The sequence below is a fragment of the Kitasatospora sp. NPDC056138 genome (assembly GCF_042264695.1).
GTDB lineage: Bacteria > Actinomycetota > Actinomycetes > Streptomycetales > Streptomycetaceae > Kitasatospora.
The window spans coordinates 99,594-117,071 of record NZ_JBHJVK010000020.1 but is presented as its reverse complement, the minus strand read 5'-3'; the positions used below and the strand labels follow the sequence as shown (position 1 = coordinate 117,071).

Genomic DNA, 17,478 nt, shown 5'->3' with positions numbered 1-17,478 from the left:
GGGGGGGGGGGGGGGGGCCCCCGGGCCCCCCCCCCCCCCCCCCCCCGACCGACATCCCACACCAGATCACCGGACAGCAACGGATGACGTTCCCGGCGTCACCCGCTTGGACCAGCGCCGTCGGCGGCGCCTCGTTTAATCGGGTGGCTCCGACGGGTGGGGTTGCCCGGGTGCCGGCGGGGCAGGCTCCCGGCCTGGATCACCCGGGCGGGGCGGGGTAGGCGGCTCGGGCGGTGTAGGCGAGCCGGGTGGCGTCGGCAGATCCGGTGTCACCGGAGGTTCGGCAGGTTCCGGCGGCTCGGGCGGCGGTACGGGGGTGATGTCGGGGCCGGACGGCGCTGGGACGGAGGCCATGATTGCGGAGCTCCCATCGGTCGAGAGTGTGTTCGAGCTACTTCTGGTCATCTGCGAGCAGCCGTGGTAAGCCCCAGGCGGCAAAACGTCCACCAAGCTCAGGCCTGCTGATTACGGAGCCTGCGTGTCGGATGCCGACGGCTGCGGCTCCTCCTCGTCCTGCGAATCGTCGGCCTTGGCCCGAACGTCCGCCGGGGTGGGAGCCACGATCTTCCCTTCCTCCGCGGACTGCTCCCGCACCTGCTCCTCGCCTCGCGCCGTGTCCTCGTCGGGGGTGCTCATCGCGTCATCCTCTCGCTGGGCCGTGTCTCCTCCCAGACGGACGAGACACGGGGCGGCTGCCCTGCTTCCCGACTCTCACACTTCCTTGCCCTCACCACCCCCGGCCCAGGGTGCAAGCCGGGCGTCCGCCCGCGAACGGGACGCCGATGATCACAGCTCCGGCGATGGAGCGAAGCGGCCGGGCCGGACGGTCGATGATCAGTCCTCGACTGCAACCCTCATGCTCTCCAGCACGGGGTCGGCGGCGGCCGGAGAGCATGCGGGCCTGAACACCGCTGCGCAGCGTCCGTGGTCGACGGACACGTGCGTAGGATGGTCATCGGTCCGGCGTGACACCGGCACGGACCCCTGGGGCGGGTCACCGGGCCTCCTTCGCCACCGGTGGCCCCATCTCCTGATGGCCCGGCACGTTCGTGGCGTTGTCGATGCTCTCTGTCCCTGGACGACCACCGGCACGGGTTCGCCGCTGCCATGGCCGCCCTGCTCGCCGAATTCAACGCCTACCTCGAACGGGACGGAGCCGACCCGACCGCCGACTCCGTGGGCTACCGGCAGGGCACCCTCTGGCTCAGCTCCGACGAACTCGCCGAGATGATCGGCGAGTTGCGCGAGGTCTTCAAGTCAAGGGCGGCCAACAAGCACTCGCCGGGCCGCAGCCCCATCTGGTCAGCGCGATCTTCTTCCCGACCAAGCAGTCACCGCAGCACAACACTGATTGGCAGGCCGACCAGCGCCCGCGAGTCCACGTCCGCTACAGGCAGCCATGATGCCCCTGCCGTAGGCCGCTGAGAGCGCCGATCAACCCCCTTGCAGAGCCGATTCCAGGGCCGTCGCACCCGCGTCGGGGCGCCCCTCTACACCACCCACCGCGCCGATCACCCCCCCACGCGACCAAGGCCCGCGCGCCACAAGGGCGAGAGGGACGCGGGGCGGGCGCGGACCTCGGCCACCGCCTGGCGACGATCTCGCCGGCCGTCGCGGAGCGGTCTTGTTCTCCGCCCCGGTACGGGTGCTGCGGCTGTCCGGGTGACAGCTGGGCCGGACGGCGCAGTACCCCGTGGTCCGGGCTGCCGCGGCGGGTGAGGATCGCTGGGGCGAGAGGACCGGGCCGGGTGTGACGGCCGGGCAGGTCTTCTGCTCACCCGAACCCCGACAAAGCAGCGGCGACCGCCGCGTCCAGAGACGAGGAAATCCCCGTGACCGACCTGTGGAGCTACAGTCCCGCGTCGCAGTACACGCCCGGTGTGAACCTGACCGGGTTCAAGGTCGAGGCCACCGACGGCCACATCGGCAAGGTCGACGAGGCCACAGAGGAGGTTGGCTCCTCCTACATCGTGGTCGACACCGGACCGTGGATCTTCGGCAAGCACGTCCTGCTGCCCGCGGGCACCATCATGCGCGTCGACACCACGGACGAGAAGATCCACGTCAACCGCACCAAGGACCAGATCAAGCACGCTCCGGAGTACGACAAGGACAGGCACCGCGGCGACAGCGGCTACCGCGACCAGATCGGCCAGTACTACGGCCAAGGTCACAGCTGACCAATCTCCGTGCTGCGGCTCGTCATCGATGCCCGCCTCGGATACGAGTGACGCCCGCCCACACCCCGCAACGCCGGAGGCCGCCACCCATAGGTGACGGCCTCCAATGCCTTCTCGGGGCCGCAGCAGCGCAGCGCCGACCAACGGACACGCGGACGCCGCGTGGGAGTGCCCCGCGCAGTGAAACCACTCAGCCGCCCAGGCCGACCGGCGAGCGCCTCGACCGCGACGACTTCGGGACGGCGGCGTGACCACCGCAGCAGCGCCGACCACGGCCCACGTCACCGCCTGGGACCGCGCGGTCATCATCGCCCCCGGCGGCGCGGCTGCGCCCTGTCGTACGACGCCCTCCAGCAGATGGCCGTCGCCATCCACGTCCGCGGATTCCTGACCTGCCTCTTCCCGCACGTCATCGACGGCTTCATCGGCTACGGCGGCCGGGCCCTGCTGGTCCTCCACGACGCGCCGCTGCGAGCCCGCATGTACGTCTGGTTGCTGTTCGGCACCGCCACCGTCGCCAGCATCTGGGCCAACGAGTTACACAGTGCGACTGAACGAACAGGACACCTCGGTCACCGGCCTGCGACTCGGCGACTCGGTGGTCGCCGTCTTGTCCACACTCGCGCCGCTCGCCCTGGCCGGAGCAGTCCACCTCTACATCCTGATCGCCCGGCGGCAGGTCAACGGAAGTGACCGGGGTGTCCTCGGACAGCCCGGCCAGGCCGGTCAGGCCACTTAGGCCGAGCGCATCCAGGTCATCGTGACCGACCACTCCGAACAGCACCAGTTGCAGCCCGGTCAGGTCAGCCCCGGGCAGCCGGTCACCGCACTGACCGAGGCGCCCAAGGTGTCCCGGTCGGAGAGCCACGCGGTGACCGGGGACAGCGGGAAGGCGGTCAGCGCTGGCCCGCACCCTGCCGGAACCGGTCACGGCGACCCGCCGGCCTGTGCCGCTGACCTGGGCGGAAAACCGGTCAACACCCCGGCGGACAGCACCCGGTCGGTTAACCCCGGCCGGTGACCGCGCCGCCGGTCAGTGACCGGGGTGACCGGACTACCGGTGACCGGGCAGCGCCCTGGGGCGGGTGACCGGACCAGTCACTCCAGTCGGTCACCCGCCCCAGGTCATCCACCCCACGACCTCCTCCACCGAACCGGAGAGCACCACGATGCGCACGACCCCCGCCACGAGCGTCGAGGTGGACACCTGGATCACCGTCCTGCAGGAGAACGGCCACCTCCACCAGGCCGAAGCAGGTCCTGGCGGCACCTGGACTGTGCCACGACGCCGACGCAACCGCCCCTGGACCCTCCACCACCCCGTCCTGGCCATGGACTGCATCGAGGACATCCTGCGCGACATCCAGCAGCAGAGCGCGGAGACGGGGCGATGACCGCCCGGACGCCGGAGGGCACCGCCTATGGCGGTGAGCGTGACCTTGATCAGGCTCCTGGCGGAGCAAGTTGTCGCATTGGATATCCCAACGGGCTATCCAATGCGGGCATCCTCACCCAAGGGGCCGAGGACGGCTGTGTCAATCCCCTGGTTTGGTTCCGCAGAGACTTTGCTACGCAGCCAGGCCCTCGTATAGACGGCTGGCTCTTGCCTCGCTGATGATCCATCCGAACTCCGTCGGTGGCAGTCCGTTCGCCGCACTGTGCCTGCGGCGCGTGTTGTAGAAGTCGGTGATCCAGATGGCGGTCTTCGGTCGGGCCTCGGCCCTGGTGGCGAAGTGCTGCCGGTAGATGCACTGGCGCACGGCCGCCCACCTGCGAGACCTGCTCATGGAGAGCAACATCCTGCCCCACGCGGACCGGCGGCTCCTGCTCTACGAACGCTGGCTCGCCGAGCGCCTCACGGCGGTCGAGGATCCCGCGCGACACCAGCTCCTGCACCGATTCGCCACCTGGCACCAACTGCGGCGCCTACGAGCGAAGGCCGAGGCCGGGCCGCTCGGACGCTCCCCCACCCACGAGGCCCGGCAGCAAATCCCCCAGGGCGACGCCTTCCTCACCTGGCTCGCAGCCCGCAATCGGACCCTTGACCAGTGCCGACAGGCCGACCTCGAGGCCTGGCACGCGGACAACTACGCCACCCGCCGACCTGCCCAGCCCTTCCTGCGCTGGTGCATGGGCAACGGCGCCATGCCCCGACTCGCCCTGCCGCCCCACGTGATCAAGCAGGACCAGGCGGGGAGGGGGCGGGCCGCGGCTGGGGCGGTGCGCGGGGACACTGCGGTCATAGCCGTTCCACCCCCTTGGCGATCAGGGCGAGGACGGCGAACACGAGAATCGTGGCGCCGATGAAAGCCAGGTCCGTCATGAGAGCTCCACCGGGAGTCACGCCGGACGGGCGTCCGACCGGTCTCCACGATTCTCCGGTGTGGGATCCCTGGACGCCGACCGTTCCTGGTCCATTAGAGCTGCTTGACGCGTCGCCGGGCCCGCCGCCGCAAATCCTCGACGCCGCAGGCGGACCCGTCACCGCCGCCTGGAGATGACCGGCGGTGACGTCTTCCTCGCCACCCTCGCCGCCCTCACCCCCGCGGCCGGCTCTCGGTCTTCGGCGCCGTCACCGGGCAGCGGGAACCGGTCCAGCTCCCAGGCCAGGTACTTGTTGTAGGGACGCGGTCGGCGGTCCAAGGCGAAGAGCAGGTCGAGCAGGAATCCGACACTGGCTGCCGCGTCGAGGTGGCCGGCGAGCGGGTTGCCGTCGCGGTGGTTCTTGACCGAGCGGTAGAGCGAGTTGGCGTAGGCGTCCAACAGGGCGGCGGCGGACCGGAAGGCCTCCTCGGCGCCGAACCGTCCCATCGCGGCGACGATTCGGGTGACCTCCCCGTCGCGGCGGTCGACGAGCACCCGGGAGCGGGCGATGGCGTACCGCTCCCAGTCGGCGGGTCGGCGGAACCGTTCGAGGGTGGTGACGACCAGGTCGAGCCGCGCGGAGCGGTAGCCGTCGAGCGCAGCCAGCTCGCTCGCCGCGTCGTCGGCGAGGATGACGTAGAGGTCGTGGTCGGAGTGACGGGTGGTCATGCCGTCGTGGGCCCGGGAGCCTTTGAGGACGAGCCCGACGACGGCCGGATCGGCCGTCGCATCGGCGACGAACGCCGAGAAATCCAGCGTCACGCCAGGTCCTTGCGCATCAGCGTGCACATCGTCTCGTACCGCTGGAGCGAGCCGTCCTCGGCCTCCACGTCCCAGGAGTCGAGCTCGCGGCCAAAGGCCCGGTAGCCCAGGCGTTCGTAGAGGGCGCGGGCGCGCGGGTTGCTCTCCTCGACGCCGAGTTCGGCGCGGGTCGGGCCCCGGGCGCCGATCCGCTGCTCGGCGGAGCAGATCAGCAGCATGCCGATCCCGCAGGACTGCAGGGCCGGGTGGACGCCGAGTCGCCAGAGCGTGCCGGCGCCGGGCTTGACCGTGCAGTCGATGCCGCCGACCGCCACCGGGAGCCCGACCGGCGTGCAGTTCGGAGTCGAGCTCCAGGCCGATGTGGTCCCCGTGCCGTCCAAGGGGTTTCGGACCGGCCCCGACGTCAGGAGGTGTCGTGCAGGCGGTCAGCTGTCCGGGTCGCGGTTCTCGCCGCGGAGTTCGGGATCCGGTGCTTCGTCCACCGGTGCGGCGGTACGGCGGAGCGTGTTGCGGTGCTGCTCCAGGACGGCCGCGCGGACCCGGCTGGTGGCGGCGGGCGGGCTCGGCGCCCGACCGGCAGCCGGGTTGACCAGGCCTGGAGCGTGCGGGGCCCGCGACTGGGCAGTAACGGACGACTGCGCGGTGCCGGGCCCATGGGTGTGCTGGCGGACGACGGAGGGCTCACCGAGCGGCTGGTGGACAGTCAGGCTGCCGGGTTGCTGCGGAGGCGTCGGACTGGCCGATGCGCTTGCGGCCGGAGCAACCGGGGCAGCGGGGTCCTGGGAAGGGCTCAGCCCGTCCAGGGACAGGCGCTCGTTCCCGTGCGGGCGGCCCGCGCCGGGGCTGCCGAGGACGTTGCCCGCGAGCGTGAGCGGGCTGCGCGGGTTCGGGGTGCTGTGGCCGGCCAGGACGCCGTTGAGCTGCCGGGTGTGCTCCTCCTCGTGCTCGGTGAGATTGCGGGCCACCTGGTCCATCCGGTCGGCGGTGCCCTGGAACGCGGCGAGCAGGCGCTTGATCACCTCGACGCCGACGGCGGTGGCGATCTCCTCGGCGGCGGCGATCACCACTCGCCCGAGCGCATCCCCCGACTGCCCGAGGTCCAGGCTCTCCACCAGCCGCCGGAACGAGTTGCCATGCGTCTCGATGTCGTCCGCGTGCTGTCGCAATTTGCTGGCGCAGGAGGCAAGTTGGGAGAGGTCGACGCCGAACCCGGCGCCGACCGAGCGGATCGACCCCCCGCCGGTCACCTCTTTGACCACACTCTCCACCACATCGCCCACCGGCTTGGCCAGCGCCTGGCCGAGCGCGGACACCGCCTGGTCCAGGATGGCGGAGACGAGCTGTTTGCCGGCCGCGACCACGGCCGCCTCACCGCCCGGACCGGTCAGCGAAGCGACAGCCAACTCGCCCTGTGTGGCAACAAGTTGGGCGGTCGAGGCGGCCTTGCACGCCTGAATCACCAGGGCGCCCGCGTGCAGCACGTTGACCAGCGTCCCGCAGCCCTCCACCACCAGGCCGGAGAACTTCGAGATCGCGCCCCACAGTTCGGCGAACTGGTCGGCAGACGCGCCGTGATACGTCTCGCGCAACGTATTGACGGCCTTGTCCGCGGCCAGTTGCAGCGAGTCGATGCCCGAGGCCAGCCTGGTCAGCTCGTCCGCGAGCCGTACCACCTCGTCCTCGTTCACCTGGGGCCATTCCACCCCGAGCAGACTCAGCACCGGTTGCAGTTCCGGTGGCAGGTCCAGTGCCATGCTTCCCCCAATGACGGTGGCGACATCACGGACGCCGGTTGTCGGCACCCCACCAGGAGGGCCGAGCGGCCGCCGGTGGAGGCGGCCGCCAAGAGCCGAACAGCCCGTTCCCGGGCAGGCGCCGGACATCACCTGGCGGATGCTCGCTGCCGGACTCGGCCAGCGTCCCGCCGTGTCCTTGCAGTTCGCGCACCCCCAGAGCATCCGCCGCTGTTGGTGATGTGGCCCAGCTGCCAGCTGGAGCGTGCGGTCGGCGTGAGAAGAGGACCATGACCGCGCCCACCGCCACCCGCCGGAAACAGCCCGCCGGCAGGCCATCCCCTGGTGGAACAGCTGCGCGCCAGCGCCCCCGAGCCGATGCCCCGCCTGGATGACCCGCCGGCCCTGGGGGCGGTACGGATCGCCGGCGCGCACCCGGCCCGTTGCTCGCTACTGACCCACACTCCTAGCCGAGGTGGAAGCCAGCCCCGACGCCGCCGTGGGCGTCCATATCGGCGAGGATGCTCAGGATCCGGGTGTGGTGGAACGCGCCCCAGGCGTTGCCGACGAGCGTGTTGCCGACCACCGTGGGCGAGCCGGAGTCTCCGGCCCAGGTCCAGATCAGACTGGTGAACCACTTCGAATCACTGCCCGTCAGCACACCGCAGGTCAGACCGGTGGCCCAGCCCTGCTTGCACATCCTGGTGCCGATCGGCGGGAGATCCCCGATCGAGGTGATGGTCACCCCGCCCACGGTGCTGACGGGGGCGACCTTGGCCGGGTCCAGCTCGATCACCGCGTAGTCCAGGCCGGCAGGGCCGCCGCTGAGGAGGTTGTTCGGCTCGCTGACGTAGGTCGCCGTCCCGATCGGGCCGACCGCCACATCTGAAATGGCTTGCTCGGCAGTGGGGGTGGGGGCGACGTTGAGGCCCTGTCCCCCCGGCGCGGTGCTCTTGTAGACCTTGTCCCCCACCAGCTTGTTGCCCGCCTTGTCGATGAAGCAGTGAGCGTTGGTCAGGGCCACGAGGTTCCCCGCCCTGTCGTGGCCCACAGCCGTGACGGTGCAGGTCTCTGCGGTGATGGCGGTCGGGGTCGGCTGGTTCACCTGGATCCAGATCGGGCTGCCACCACCGAGGGGGATCAGGGAGGCTGCGTGTGCGGGCGCCGCCGACACCGACCAGGCACCCGCCAGGGTCACGGCGGCGACAAGGACCTTGCTCAGGGAGCTAGGCATCGAACTCTCTTCCTGCAAAAGGGAGGTGAACCGGGTGCGGAGAACCTAGCGGCGTACTGGAAGGATGGATTGGACAAATTTGACCTTGTCCTCGCAGGGCGAAGCCTCCTTCCCCATGAGGCACTTGTACTCGACATCAGGAACTCGGACGGCCCGGTCGTCCGTGCGGGTGGCCGTCGTCAGGCCGGGAGTGATGCCGGCCAGGGCGTGGAATCCACGGCTGAGGTGGGCCTGGTTGTAGAAGCCGCAGGCCGCAGAGACGTCGACCAGACTCGCAGCCCCGGAGGTGAGCGTCCCCAGCGCGCGGTGTCCGGGCGGACATCTCGGGTGCCAGGCCGACCTTTTGGTGGATCAGGTCCCCCTGGCTCCAACTCACTTCGGCTGCGAATCGGGCGATGGGGCTCTCTCTCCGGCCGTTCTGGACGGCAGTCGCCAGGTGAGGCCCGCCTCCGGTGCCGGGTCCGGGCCTCGTCCGATCCGGACCAGCAGGACGGCATCCCGCAGGCCGAATCTGGCCGCCCCGGTCACGGGTGGCCGCCAGTCGCTCCACCAGCGTCCCGGGCCTCCGGCCCCAAGACGTCGCGGAGCTCGACCACCTTTCAGAAGGAGAGGGCCCCCTCCGCCCAGCGGGCGACCGCCATCTGGCCCGGGGTGACCCCGGCCAGGGCGCGGAACTCGCGGTTGAGGTGAGCCTGGTCGTAGAAGCCGCAGGCGGCGGAGAGCTCGGCGAGATTCGCACCACCCTGGCCGAGCATCCCCACCGCGCGGTGGAAGCGCAGCACGCGAGCGAGCGTCTTGGGCGTCAGGCCGACCTGCTCGGTGAACCTGCGGACCAGGTGCTTCTGGCTCCAGCCGACCCGGTCGGCGATCCGTGCGACTGGGATCGTCCCGGCGGCGTCGGACAGCAGTTTCCAGGCATGGTCCACCTCGGGCGCAGTATCCGGCCCGAGCTCGAATCTGGTCAGCAGGGCAGCGTCGAGCAGGTCGAACCTGGGCGCCCAGTCGCAGGTGTTTGCCAGACGTTCCACCAGCAACCCGGCCGCCGGTCCCAGGACATCGCAGACGTCGACCACGGTGTTGGTCAGCTCGCTCATCGGTACGGCGAACAGTCGGTAGGCGCCCAGCGGCGTCAGCTCCAGACGGATCGCCTCCTGGCCGCCGGGGTGCTCGCACAGTCGGGGCCCGTCCTCCAGCCCGGCGATCAGCGAACCGACCACCTCACTACCGGAGTTCACCGTCCCCAACCGGCTGACCTGTGCAAACGGCTTCCTCAGATTGAGCACCAGGACGGCGCGGCCCGTCGGGACGAGCCGGACCCGATAGGGCGAGGCCACTTCGTCCCAGTAGCCGGCGTAGTCCCGGACGAAGGGGCGCAATCCAGGATGAAGTGGCCGGGTGATCCGCCACAGACGACCGGCCCGGGTGATCCGAACACCCCGATGTCCTTCGGCCGGCATGAGCTCTCCCTCCCCCGGCGGTGGTCCAGCCCACCATGATCCGATGTTGCATCAGTCCTTATACAGACCAGCAGGCTTTAATCGGCCATATCGGCGGTGTTCCAGCCCTCGCATATGGGGCTTTGCACCGGCACAGGGAGTGGAGTACGCCAGGACAAGCAGGCCATCGACGTCCACGATCACCGGCTGCCCGCATCCGGGGCCGCCACGCCGGCCAACTTCCAGAGCGGCCCGCGGACTTCAGGGTGCCCGCGGCGGAACCCGGACAACGCATCGACGCGCGCGCCACTTCCGAGCAGACCGTCCATCACGGCCCTTGGTTGATCCACGTGTCTCCTGGCGGAAACACATGATCAAGCAGAGGCCGCCTTGCTGTCAGGCAAACGGCTACTGTAAGCGGCTCCTCTCCGGCGTCCAGCTCGTCCACGCCCCGGCGGACCGTGGTCTCGCTGGCCCGAGCCGCCCGTGCGACGGCCCGGACGCCCCCATGGCCCAGCAGCCGGGCCTCGGCGCCCATCAGCAGACGCCGTTGCCGCTCATCCAGGTGCGGGAACAACACCTCGAACTTCAAGGCGAGCTGGTCACGGATCGACTCGGAGATGCGCGTACCGCATCAACGAGCCCAGAGCCGTGAAGCAACACGTTGTTCCTCTTCAAGTCCTAAGGGTCGTCCCGTACTGACTTCGGCGCTCCAGGGTGACGATTTGGCAGGCATTGCTGACGGCTAGTCACTTATCGTTGATCGCCTGCGCAGCCACGTGAATATCCGCCTGGGCACGGCGCCCGGCTCGCGGTACGGTCGGGGTCACGGTTGTCGACAAGGGGGGATTGCGCATGCTGTCCGAGGCGCTGACCGCGCTGGCCATGTCCGGGGGGACGGCGGTGATGACCGCGGCGGGGACCGAGGCCTGGGAGGGGGTCCGAGGCCGGGTGGCCGCCTGGTTCGGGCGGGGGAACACCCAGCGTGAGAGTGCCGAGCTGGAGCGGCTGGGTCGCACTGCCGCCGAGCTCGCGGCAGCTGAGGGCGAGCAGCTGGAGCGGCTCCGGATCCGCCAGGAGGCATCCTGGCAGGCCCGGTTCGAGGCGTTCCTGGAGGACCTGCCGGAGGACGAGCGCGAGCGCGCCGGCGCGGCGCTGCGCGAGCTGCTGGCTGAGAGCGCGGCCCAGGCCCAGGTGTCGGCCGGGGACGGCGGGATCGCGGTCGGCGGAAACGTGCACATCAGCGCTCAGGAAGGCTCGGTCGCCGCCGGTGTGATCCATGGGGGTGTGCAGATCGGACACCCTCAGGTGCCGGATCCGTCCACGGGCTGAACGGACCGGGCACGCCAGGCCCGTCACAAACCTCGCCACCGCCGCTGCTCACAGGGGTCCAGGCGAGCAACCACAGCTTCGCCGTCGGCCACGCCGACCAGGTGGCCTACTACGCCGGCCGACATGCCCCGGCCGCCTGGCCGCATCAGGTCGGGGCGGTCCCAAACGCCGCGCGCTGCTTCCAGCACCGGGCCGTTGTCGATACTCCCGACGCTCCTGCGCGCTGCCGGATACTGGTCGGCGCCGCCGGGGTCGGCAAGTCCCAGCTGGCCGCGAACGAGGCCCGCACTGCCTGGGAGGCCGGGCAACTCGACCTGCTGGTCTGGGTCACCGCCGACAGCCGCGCAGCGATCCTGACCGCCTACGCCCAGGCCATCGCCGAGATCAGCGGTGGCGACCCGGCAGATCCGGAGCAGGGCGCGCGGGAGTTCCTCGCCTGGCTCCGGCCGGGCGGGGCCGGGGCGACGGTTCGCCGGCTGATCGTCCTGGACGGTCTGGTCGACCCCGACGACCTGCGCGGACTGTGGCCGCCGGACCAACCCGTGGGGCAGACCCTGGTCACCACCTGGCGCCGGGACCTGGCCCGCGAGGGGCTTGGCCGACAGGTGGTCACCGTGCCGTCGTTCAGCTCCGCCGAGGCCTTCAGCTACCTCACGGCGGTGCTCGCCGCGTCCGGCCGGGTCGAGCCCCCTGAGCAACTGGAGGCGCTCGCCCGCGAGCTGGGGCACCTGCCGCTCGCGCTCGCGCAGGCGGCCGCCTACCTGGGCAGCACCGGTCTGAGTTGCGCCGACTACCTCCGCATGCTCTGCGACGACGGTCGGCGGCTGGCCGACCTCGTGCCGGACCCGGGCGGACTGCCGGACGAGCAGAGCCTGCCACTGCCATACGCCTGGGACCTCGCGCTGGAGCGCGCCGACGCCCTGGCGCCGGTCGGGACGGCGCGGATGCTGCTGGAACTGGCGGCGCCGCTGGCTTCCGACGGCATCCCGGCTACCGTGCTGATCGCTGCGGTTAGGTACCTCGACCGGCAGCGGACCGACCGCCCGGCAGAGGACGCGGAGCCGGACGAGCGCGCCGACGAGACGCTCGCGCTGCTGCACCGGTGGAGCCTGCTCGACTACGACCCGGCGGACCAGGACCGGTCGGTGCGGGTCCACCCGGTGGTGCAGCGAGCCGTCCGCGAGGGCGTGCCCGCGAGCCGGGCCGCAGAGCTGGCCGACGTGGCCGCCAGCCTGCTCTTCGTCGCGTCCCGGACGTCGGCGGACGAGGCGAACTCGATGACGTTCTTCCTGGTTCCCCCGAGGGATCGGGCGCCGCACCTGCGTTCGCGCGCCCTCGATCTTCCCCCGGACGTGCTGCGCTCCAACGTCGAGGCGCTGACCCGCAATGCCCCGGCCATGATGCTGGGCGCCGGCGAGCCCGAGCTTCGGTACGGGTGGAGTACCGGTCAGGAGCTGCACGATCTCGTGCTCCGGGTGGGCGACACGCTGGCGGACGACGGCCGACCACAGGCCGCACTTGACTACTTCGTAGCGCTGCTGCCGACGACGGCCGACCGGCTGGGAGCCCGGCACGAGTCCGTGACGAAGCTGCGCGGCCGGATCGCGCGGCTGCGGGCGGAATCCGGCGACCTCACCGCCGCGATCACCGAGTACCGTCGGATGATCGGCGATCAACTCGCCCTGCTGGCCCCGGAGTACGAGCTGTATCCCTCCCAGCGGATCCGCCTGATCGAGGAGGTCACCGAGCTGCGCTACCGCCTGGCCTACTGGCTCGAACAGGCCGGTGACCTGCCGGGCGTCGCACGCGTCTATCGCGATCTGCTCGCCGATGACCGCTACATCGCGGCCGTCTACGGACGGACGGGCCCGCCCGACTTCGCTCTGTGCCGCGATGCCGCCGAGTGGCAGGGAAAGGCGGGAGACGCGGCCGGGGCAGTGGTCGTGTACCGCCAGCTCGTCAACGAGCAGTTCCGCACGTGCGGGCGGGAGAACTCGGGCACCTTCGACACCCGTTTCAGCTTCGGCCACTGGCTCGGCGAGTCGGGCGACGCACGAGGGGCGGTGACCGTCCTGACCGACCTGCTCAACGACCAACTTCGCCTGGAGCAGCGCGAGATCGCCCAGGGCGCTCGGGACATGTGGTCCAACCCGTACGCGGTAGCAGCCAACACCGACCGGTCCGCAATCTTCCGCACCCGCGCCGCCCTCGCCCGCTGGCGCGGCCAGTCCGGCGACCCTCGCGGCGCAGTGGCCCTCCTCTCCGACTTGCTAAACGAGCAACTGCGTGTCCTCCGCCCAGACCATCCCGACCTCGCGACCACCCAACAGGCACTCACGTACTGGCAGGAACAATCCCGGGGCAGGGGGTGGCTACGAGGGAGGTAGCCTTCGCAGGCTGCTTACCGGTGGTTTGTTGACACGTGGTCAGGTCAGCAGTGTCGGTGAGGAGAGAGTTCTTCGGGGGTGTTTCCATGACCGTGCGCGTACCGTGTCCACCGGCTCCCGGGCCCCTCGAAGGTTACTGACTCGGCGCTTCAAGGTGACGGCGGTGGGAGGTCGAGGGAGAGTCCGGTGCCGGCGAGGAAGCCGTCGAGGACGTCAGAGCGGTACTGCAGTCGCTTGAGACGGTTGCGGACGAAGGCTTCGAGTCGGTCCAGGGCGACGCCGGCGAGGTTCGCGAGACTGTGCTTGACGTTGGCCCACAGGTACTCGACCGCGTTCAGCTCGGGTGCGTAGGCGGGCAGGATGAACACCGTCAGCCAGTCCCGCGCACCGATCAAATCGCGCATGGCATGGGAGACATGGGTGTTGATCCGGTCCCAGACCAGCACGATCGGCGCCCTGACCAGCTGGTGCATGCCGTCGATCAGGCCGATGTAGTCGCGCTCGGACAGGCTGCGGCGCTCGCCCTTGCGCCCGGTATGGCGCCGCAGCCGGTGGCACAGCCGGGTCCGCGAGCCCGGGCGCATCGCGAGCAGTCCGGCGACCGGGACCCGTCCGGAGCCCCGGCCGCAGACCTTCACGACCGGGGTGATGCCACGCCGGCCCCACGTGCGCCCCTTGGGCGGTCTGCGGGTGAACCCGGCTTCGTCCTCGAAGCAGATCCATCCGTCGCAGGCCGCCCGGGTGCTTTTACCTCCGTCCAGGTCGCCTCCTTCCACGCGGTCACGGCCCGCTCGTCGCGTTGGGCGGCCCGCCGGGCCGGGACCTGCGGGGTGAAGCCGAGCCGGCTCATCAGGCGGGTGGCGCCCGAGACGCTGTAGACATCCGATGGGGTTAAGAGGTCAAGCTGCGATGGCAAGGGCGAGCTTGGGTGGGGCGGGGAAGGCGGTGCTCTCGCTATAGGGCGTGTGGTTGGTGAGGCAGTGGTGAAGGCAGCCGAGGAGCCGGTTGTAGAGGTTGCGCTGGGCCGAGGTGTGACGGTCGCCGACTGTGCGTCGGCGGTCGTAGTGGGCCCTGGCGCCGGGTGAGGCGTTCAGGGAGGCGAAGGCCCAGACGTAGCCGACGGCGGCGAGCCGCTGGTTCTTGACCCGGCGGGCCATGACCGCGTGGCTCTTGCCGGAGGCGCGGGTGACTGGCGCCGACCCGGCGTAGGCCTTGAGGGACGTGGCGTCGGTGAAGCGGCTTCGGTCGTCGCCGATCTCGGCGAGCACCCGCGCGCCGGTGAGTGCGCCGAGGCCCGGAAAGCTGGTGATGATCGCGGCGTCGGGATGCCGCTCGAACAGCTCGACGGCGGCCTCGGCGAGCTCGTCCGCAGCGGTGCAGGCGGCCTCGAACTTCCCCAGCAGGGCCAGGGCCTGGCGGCCCATCGCCTTCTCGACCAGCGGGAGTTGGCGCATCTGCGGGACGCGCAGGGCGGCGTGCAGACGCTCGACCTCGGCGTCGATCCCGCGCTGACGGCCGGCCCGCTTGAGGACCGCCCGAAGCTGGGTGCGGGTTAGACGGGAGGCCTGCGCGGGGGTCGGTGCGGCGGCCAGCAGCGTGCGGGCCAGTGGCGCGTTGATGCCGCCGGTGGTCGACTGGACGGCGGCGAGGTAGCCGGGGAAGTACTCGCGCAGGTGGGAACGGAGCTTGTTACCGGCCTGGGTGCGGTCCCAGACGGCGTCCTGCTGGGCGCGGGCCAGGACCGCGACGGCCTGGGCGAGTTCGCTGTCGGCCGGCAGTTGGCGGTGGGCGTCGGCGTCGGTGCGCAGGATGTTCGCCAGCACCATCGCGTCGAGGTGGTCGGACTTCTTTCGCACGACGGTGTGCCGCTCGCGGTAACGGGCCGCGGCCATCGGGTTGACCGCGTAGACGGGCCTGCCGGTTGCCCGCAGGCAGGCCACCAGGAGGCCGCGGGAGGTCTCGATCGCCACCGGTATCCGCTCGCCGGGGCTGTCGCCGTACTCGGCCAGCAGGTCGAGCAGCTGCTGGAGGCCGGCCGCGTCGTCGGCGATCCGGGCGCGGGCGAGGAGTTTGCCGTCGCCGTCGATCAGGGCGACATCGTGGTGGTCGCTGGCCCAGTCGATCCCGCAGAACACTCTCATGGGCGCCTCTCAGTCTTTCCGCTCGATGTGCGTTTCTGCTGGTCAAAGCCATGCAGAGGCACGCGACTCCCTAATGGAAGGGCTCTCGGCCCGTCATCCGATTAGTCGTTCGTGACCCCAGCTGACCGCAGGGGCCTCGGTCTGTGCAGGAGCTCGGAGGCGTCCCGGCGAAGTGAGAGGTGCACCCTGCGGAGGGCTCGGACCACGAGTATTCGATCACCCGATCGGCGGCGACCGTGAGGACGCCGGACGCCGGGGCCGCCGATCTCCTGCCGGAGGTCAAGCCTCACATGCCTGTCAGGAGTGGCCCCGCCGCTGGCGTCCTCGCCGCTGAGGTGAAGCTGGCGGCCGCGCTCTACAGCGAGGTCTCTGCGGACCGGGACACGTGAAGCGATCCACCGGCTTCGCCTCCCATTAGACATCCGATGGGGTTAAGAGGTCAAGCTGCGATGGCAAGGGCGAGCTTGGGTGGGGCGGGGAAGGCGGTGCTCTCGCTATAGGGCGTGTGGTTGGTGAGGCAGTGGTGAAGGCAGCCGAGGAGCCGGTTGTAGAGGTTGCGCTGGGCCGAGGTGTGACGGTCGCCGACTGTGCGTCGGCGGTCGTAGTGGGCCCTGGCGCCGGGTGAGGCGTTCAGGGAGGCGAAGGCCCAGACGTAGCCGACGGCGGCGAGCCGCTGGTTCTTGACCCGGCGGGCCATGACCGCGTGGCTCTTGCCGGAGGCGCGGGTGACTGGCGCCGACCCGGCGTAGGCCTTGAGGGACTTGGCGTCGGTGAAGCGGCTTCGGTCGTCGCCGATCTCGGCGAGCACCCGCGCGCCGGTGAGTGCGCCGAGGCCCGGAAAGCTGGTGATGATCGCGGCGTCGGGATGCCGCTCGAACAGCTCGACGGCGGCCTCGGCGAGCTCGTCCGCAGCGGTGCAGGCGGCCTCGAACTTCCCCAGCAGGGCCAGGGCCTGGCGGCCCATCGCCTTCTCGACCAGCGGGAGTTGGCGCATCTGCGGGACGCGCAGGGCGGCGTGCAGACGCTCGACCTCGGCGTCGATCCCGCGCTGACGGCCGGCCCGCTTGAGGACCGCCCGAAGCTGGGTGCGGGTTAGACGGGAGGCCTGCGCGGGGGTCGGTGCGGCGGCCAGCAGCGTGCGGGCCAGTGGCGCGTTGATGCCGCCGGTGGTCGACTGGACGGCGGCGAGGTAGCCGGGGAAGTACTCGCGCAGGTGGGAACGGAGCTTGTTACCGGCCTGGGTGCGGTCCCAGACGGCGTCCTGCTGGGCGCGGGCCAGGACCGCGACGGCCTGGGCGAGTTCGCTGTCGGCCGGCAGTTGGCGGTGGGCGTCGGCGTCGGTGCGCAGGATGTTCGCCAGCACCATCGCGTCGAGGTGGTCGGACTTCTTTCGCACGACGGTGTGCCGCTCGCGGTAACGGGCCGCGGCCATCGGGTTGACCGCGTAGACGGGCCTGCCGGTTGCCCGCAGGCAGGCCACCAGGAGGCCGCGGGAGGTCTCGATCGCCACCGGTATCCGCTCGCCGGGGCTGTCGCCGTACTCGGCCAGCAGGTCGAGCAGCTGCTGGAGGCCGGCCGCGTCGTCGGCGATCCGGGCGCGGGCGAGGAGTTTGCCGTCGCCGTCGATCAGGGCGACATCGTGGTGGTCGCTGGCCCAGTCGATCCCGCAGAACACTCTCATGGGCGCCTCTCAGTCTTTCCGCTCGATGTGCGTTTCTGCTGGTCAAAGCCATGCAGAGGCACGCGACTCCCTAATGGAAGGGCTCTCGGCCCGTCATCCGATTAGTCGTTCGTGACCCCAGCTGACCGCAGGGGCCTCGGTCTGTGCAGGAGCTCGGAGGCGTCCCGGCGAAGTGAGAGGTGCACCCTGCGGAGGGCTCGGACCACGAGTATTCGATCACCCGATCGG

The 17,478-nt window shown here is 70.6% G+C and carries 18 protein-coding genes and 3 pseudogenes; 9 read left to right on the top strand and 12 right to left on the bottom strand.

Going from position 1 to position 17,478, the window contains the following annotated elements:
- Positions 1 to 465: 465 nt before the first annotated feature.
- Entirely contained in the window at positions 466 to 636 is a 171-nt protein-coding gene (locus tag ACFC1R_RS15515) for a hypothetical protein (protein WP_375938647.1), read from the bottom strand.
- Positions 637 to 1,107: 471 nt separating this feature from the next.
- Here ACFC1R_RS15515 and ACFC1R_RS15510 point away from each other — a divergent pair, with 471 nt between their 5' ends.
- The 6 genes and pseudogenes from ACFC1R_RS15510 to ACFC1R_RS15485 all read left to right on the top strand — a co-directional run bounded on the left by ACFC1R_RS15510 (position 1,108) and on the right by ACFC1R_RS15485 (position 3,574).
- A complete protein-coding gene (locus ACFC1R_RS15510) occupies positions 1,108 to 1,425 on the top strand; it encodes a hypothetical protein (protein WP_375938644.1) in 318 nt (105 codons plus the stop codon).
- A 407-nt stretch (positions 1,426 to 1,832) separates the two neighbouring features.
- Positions 1,833 to 2,180 carry a PRC-barrel domain-containing protein gene (locus tag ACFC1R_RS15505; protein WP_375938641.1) on the top strand — a complete coding sequence of 116 codons (348 nt, stop codon included), beginning with the start codon at positions 1,833 to 1,835 and terminating at the stop codon, positions 2,178 to 2,180.
- Positions 2,181 to 2,537: 357 nt separating this feature from the next.
- Positions 2,538 to 2,672: pseudogene (locus ACFC1R_RS15500) on the top strand (hypothetical protein); the annotation flags it as partial.
- 52 nt (positions 2,673 to 2,724) lie between these two features.
- Positions 2,725 to 2,919: a hypothetical protein gene (locus tag ACFC1R_RS15495; RefSeq protein WP_375938671.1), complete on the top strand. Its 195-nt coding sequence runs from the start codon at positions 2,725 to 2,727 to the stop codon at positions 2,917 to 2,919.
- A gap of 21 nt (positions 2,920 to 2,940) precedes the next feature.
- Complete coding sequence (locus ACFC1R_RS15490; protein WP_375938638.1) at positions 2,941 to 3,201, top strand: hypothetical protein; 261 nt, start codon at positions 2,941 to 2,943, stop codon at positions 3,199 to 3,201.
- 148 nt (positions 3,202 to 3,349) lie between these two features.
- Positions 3,350 to 3,574 (top strand): hypothetical protein, encoded by a 225-nt coding sequence (locus ACFC1R_RS15485; RefSeq protein WP_375938635.1) that lies wholly within the window; start codon positions 3,350 to 3,352, stop codon positions 3,572 to 3,574.
- A gap of 174 nt (positions 3,575 to 3,748) precedes the next feature.
- Here ACFC1R_RS15485 and ACFC1R_RS15480 read toward each other — a convergent pair whose 3' ends face one another.
- The gene (locus tag ACFC1R_RS15480) at positions 3,749 to 3,967 is read right to left on the bottom strand and encodes an integrase core domain-containing protein (protein ID WP_375938632.1); all 219 of its coding nucleotides are present in this window, start codon (positions 3,965 to 3,967) and stop codon (positions 3,749 to 3,751) included.
- Between ACFC1R_RS15480 and ACFC1R_RS15475 the strand changes: the two genes are divergently transcribed.
- Complete coding sequence (locus tag ACFC1R_RS15475; RefSeq protein ID WP_375938668.1) at positions 3,927 to 4,487, top strand: hypothetical protein; 561 nt, start codon at positions 3,927 to 3,929, stop codon at positions 4,485 to 4,487. The two genes, ACFC1R_RS15480 and ACFC1R_RS15475, sit on opposite strands and share 41 nt — an antisense overlap.
- A gap of 174 nt (positions 4,488 to 4,661) precedes the next feature.
- On the opposite strand, the gene ACFC1R_RS15470 is transcribed toward ACFC1R_RS15475, so the two are convergent.
- The 6 genes and pseudogenes from ACFC1R_RS15470 to ACFC1R_RS15445 all read right to left on the bottom strand — a co-directional run.
- Positions 4,662 to 5,306, bottom strand: a complete 645-nt coding sequence (locus tag ACFC1R_RS15470) for a hypothetical protein (protein WP_375938629.1) — start codon at positions 5,304 to 5,306, stop codon at positions 4,662 to 4,664.
- Positions 5,303 to 5,641, bottom strand: a pseudogene (locus ACFC1R_RS15465) (GNAT family N-acetyltransferase); the annotation flags it as partial. The gene ACFC1R_RS15470 and the pseudogene ACFC1R_RS15465, both read right to left, overlap by 4 nt.
- A gap of 90 nt (positions 5,642 to 5,731) precedes the next feature.
- A complete protein-coding gene (locus ACFC1R_RS15460; protein WP_375938626.1) occupies positions 5,732 to 7,060 on the bottom strand; it encodes a hypothetical protein in 1,329 nt (442 codons plus the stop codon).
- A 445-nt stretch (positions 7,061 to 7,505) separates the two neighbouring features.
- The gene (locus ACFC1R_RS15455) at positions 7,506 to 8,273 is read right to left on the bottom strand and encodes a peptidase S1 (RefSeq protein WP_375938623.1); all 768 of its coding nucleotides are present in this window, start codon (positions 8,271 to 8,273) and stop codon (positions 7,506 to 7,508) included.
- Positions 8,274 to 8,872: 599 nt separating this feature from the next.
- Positions 8,873 to 9,649 carry a helix-turn-helix domain-containing protein gene (locus ACFC1R_RS15450; RefSeq protein WP_375938620.1) on the bottom strand — a complete coding sequence of 259 codons (777 nt, stop codon included), beginning with the start codon at positions 9,647 to 9,649 and terminating at the stop codon, positions 8,873 to 8,875.
- A gap of 475 nt (positions 9,650 to 10,124) precedes the next feature.
- A pseudogene (locus ACFC1R_RS15445) lies at positions 10,125 to 10,301 on the bottom strand (ISAzo13 family transposase); the annotation flags it as partial.
- A 263-nt stretch (positions 10,302 to 10,564) separates the two neighbouring features.
- Between ACFC1R_RS15445 and ACFC1R_RS15440 the strand changes: the two are divergent.
- Both ACFC1R_RS15440 and ACFC1R_RS15435 read left to right on the top strand, forming a co-directional pair.
- Positions 10,565 to 11,041 (top strand): hypothetical protein, encoded by a 477-nt coding sequence (locus ACFC1R_RS15440; RefSeq protein WP_375938617.1) that lies wholly within the window; start codon positions 10,565 to 10,567, stop codon positions 11,039 to 11,041.
- Between the two features lie 101 nt (positions 11,042 to 11,142).
- Positions 11,143 to 13,428, top strand: coding sequence for a tetratricopeptide repeat protein (locus ACFC1R_RS15435; protein WP_375938614.1), 2,286 nt, complete (start codon positions 11,143 to 11,145; stop codon positions 13,426 to 13,428).
- Positions 13,429 to 13,577: 149 nt separating this feature from the next.
- Here the strand turns inward: ACFC1R_RS15435 and ACFC1R_RS15430 are convergent, their stop codons facing one another.
- The 4 genes from ACFC1R_RS15430 to ACFC1R_RS15415 form a co-directional block, all read right to left on the bottom strand.
- Positions 13,578 to 14,147: a transposase gene (locus ACFC1R_RS15430; protein ID WP_375938665.1), complete on the bottom strand. Its 570-nt coding sequence runs from the start codon at positions 14,145 to 14,147 to the stop codon at positions 13,578 to 13,580.
- Positions 14,063 to 14,278, bottom strand: coding sequence for a winged helix-turn-helix domain-containing protein (locus tag ACFC1R_RS15425; protein ID WP_375938662.1), 216 nt, complete (start codon positions 14,276 to 14,278; stop codon positions 14,063 to 14,065). Before ACFC1R_RS15425 ends, ACFC1R_RS15430 begins: the two co-directional genes overlap by 85 nt.
- Before the next feature lie 49 nt (positions 14,279 to 14,327).
- Positions 14,328 to 15,569, bottom strand: a complete 1,242-nt coding sequence (locus ACFC1R_RS15420) for an IS110 family transposase (RefSeq protein WP_375938611.1) — start codon at positions 15,567 to 15,569, stop codon at positions 14,328 to 14,330.
- A gap of 439 nt (positions 15,570 to 16,008) precedes the next feature.
- Positions 16,009 to 17,250 (bottom strand): IS110 family transposase, encoded by a 1,242-nt coding sequence (locus ACFC1R_RS15415; RefSeq protein ID WP_375938608.1) that lies wholly within the window; start codon positions 17,248 to 17,250, stop codon positions 16,009 to 16,011.
- Positions 17,251 to 17,478: the final 228 nt, after the last annotated feature.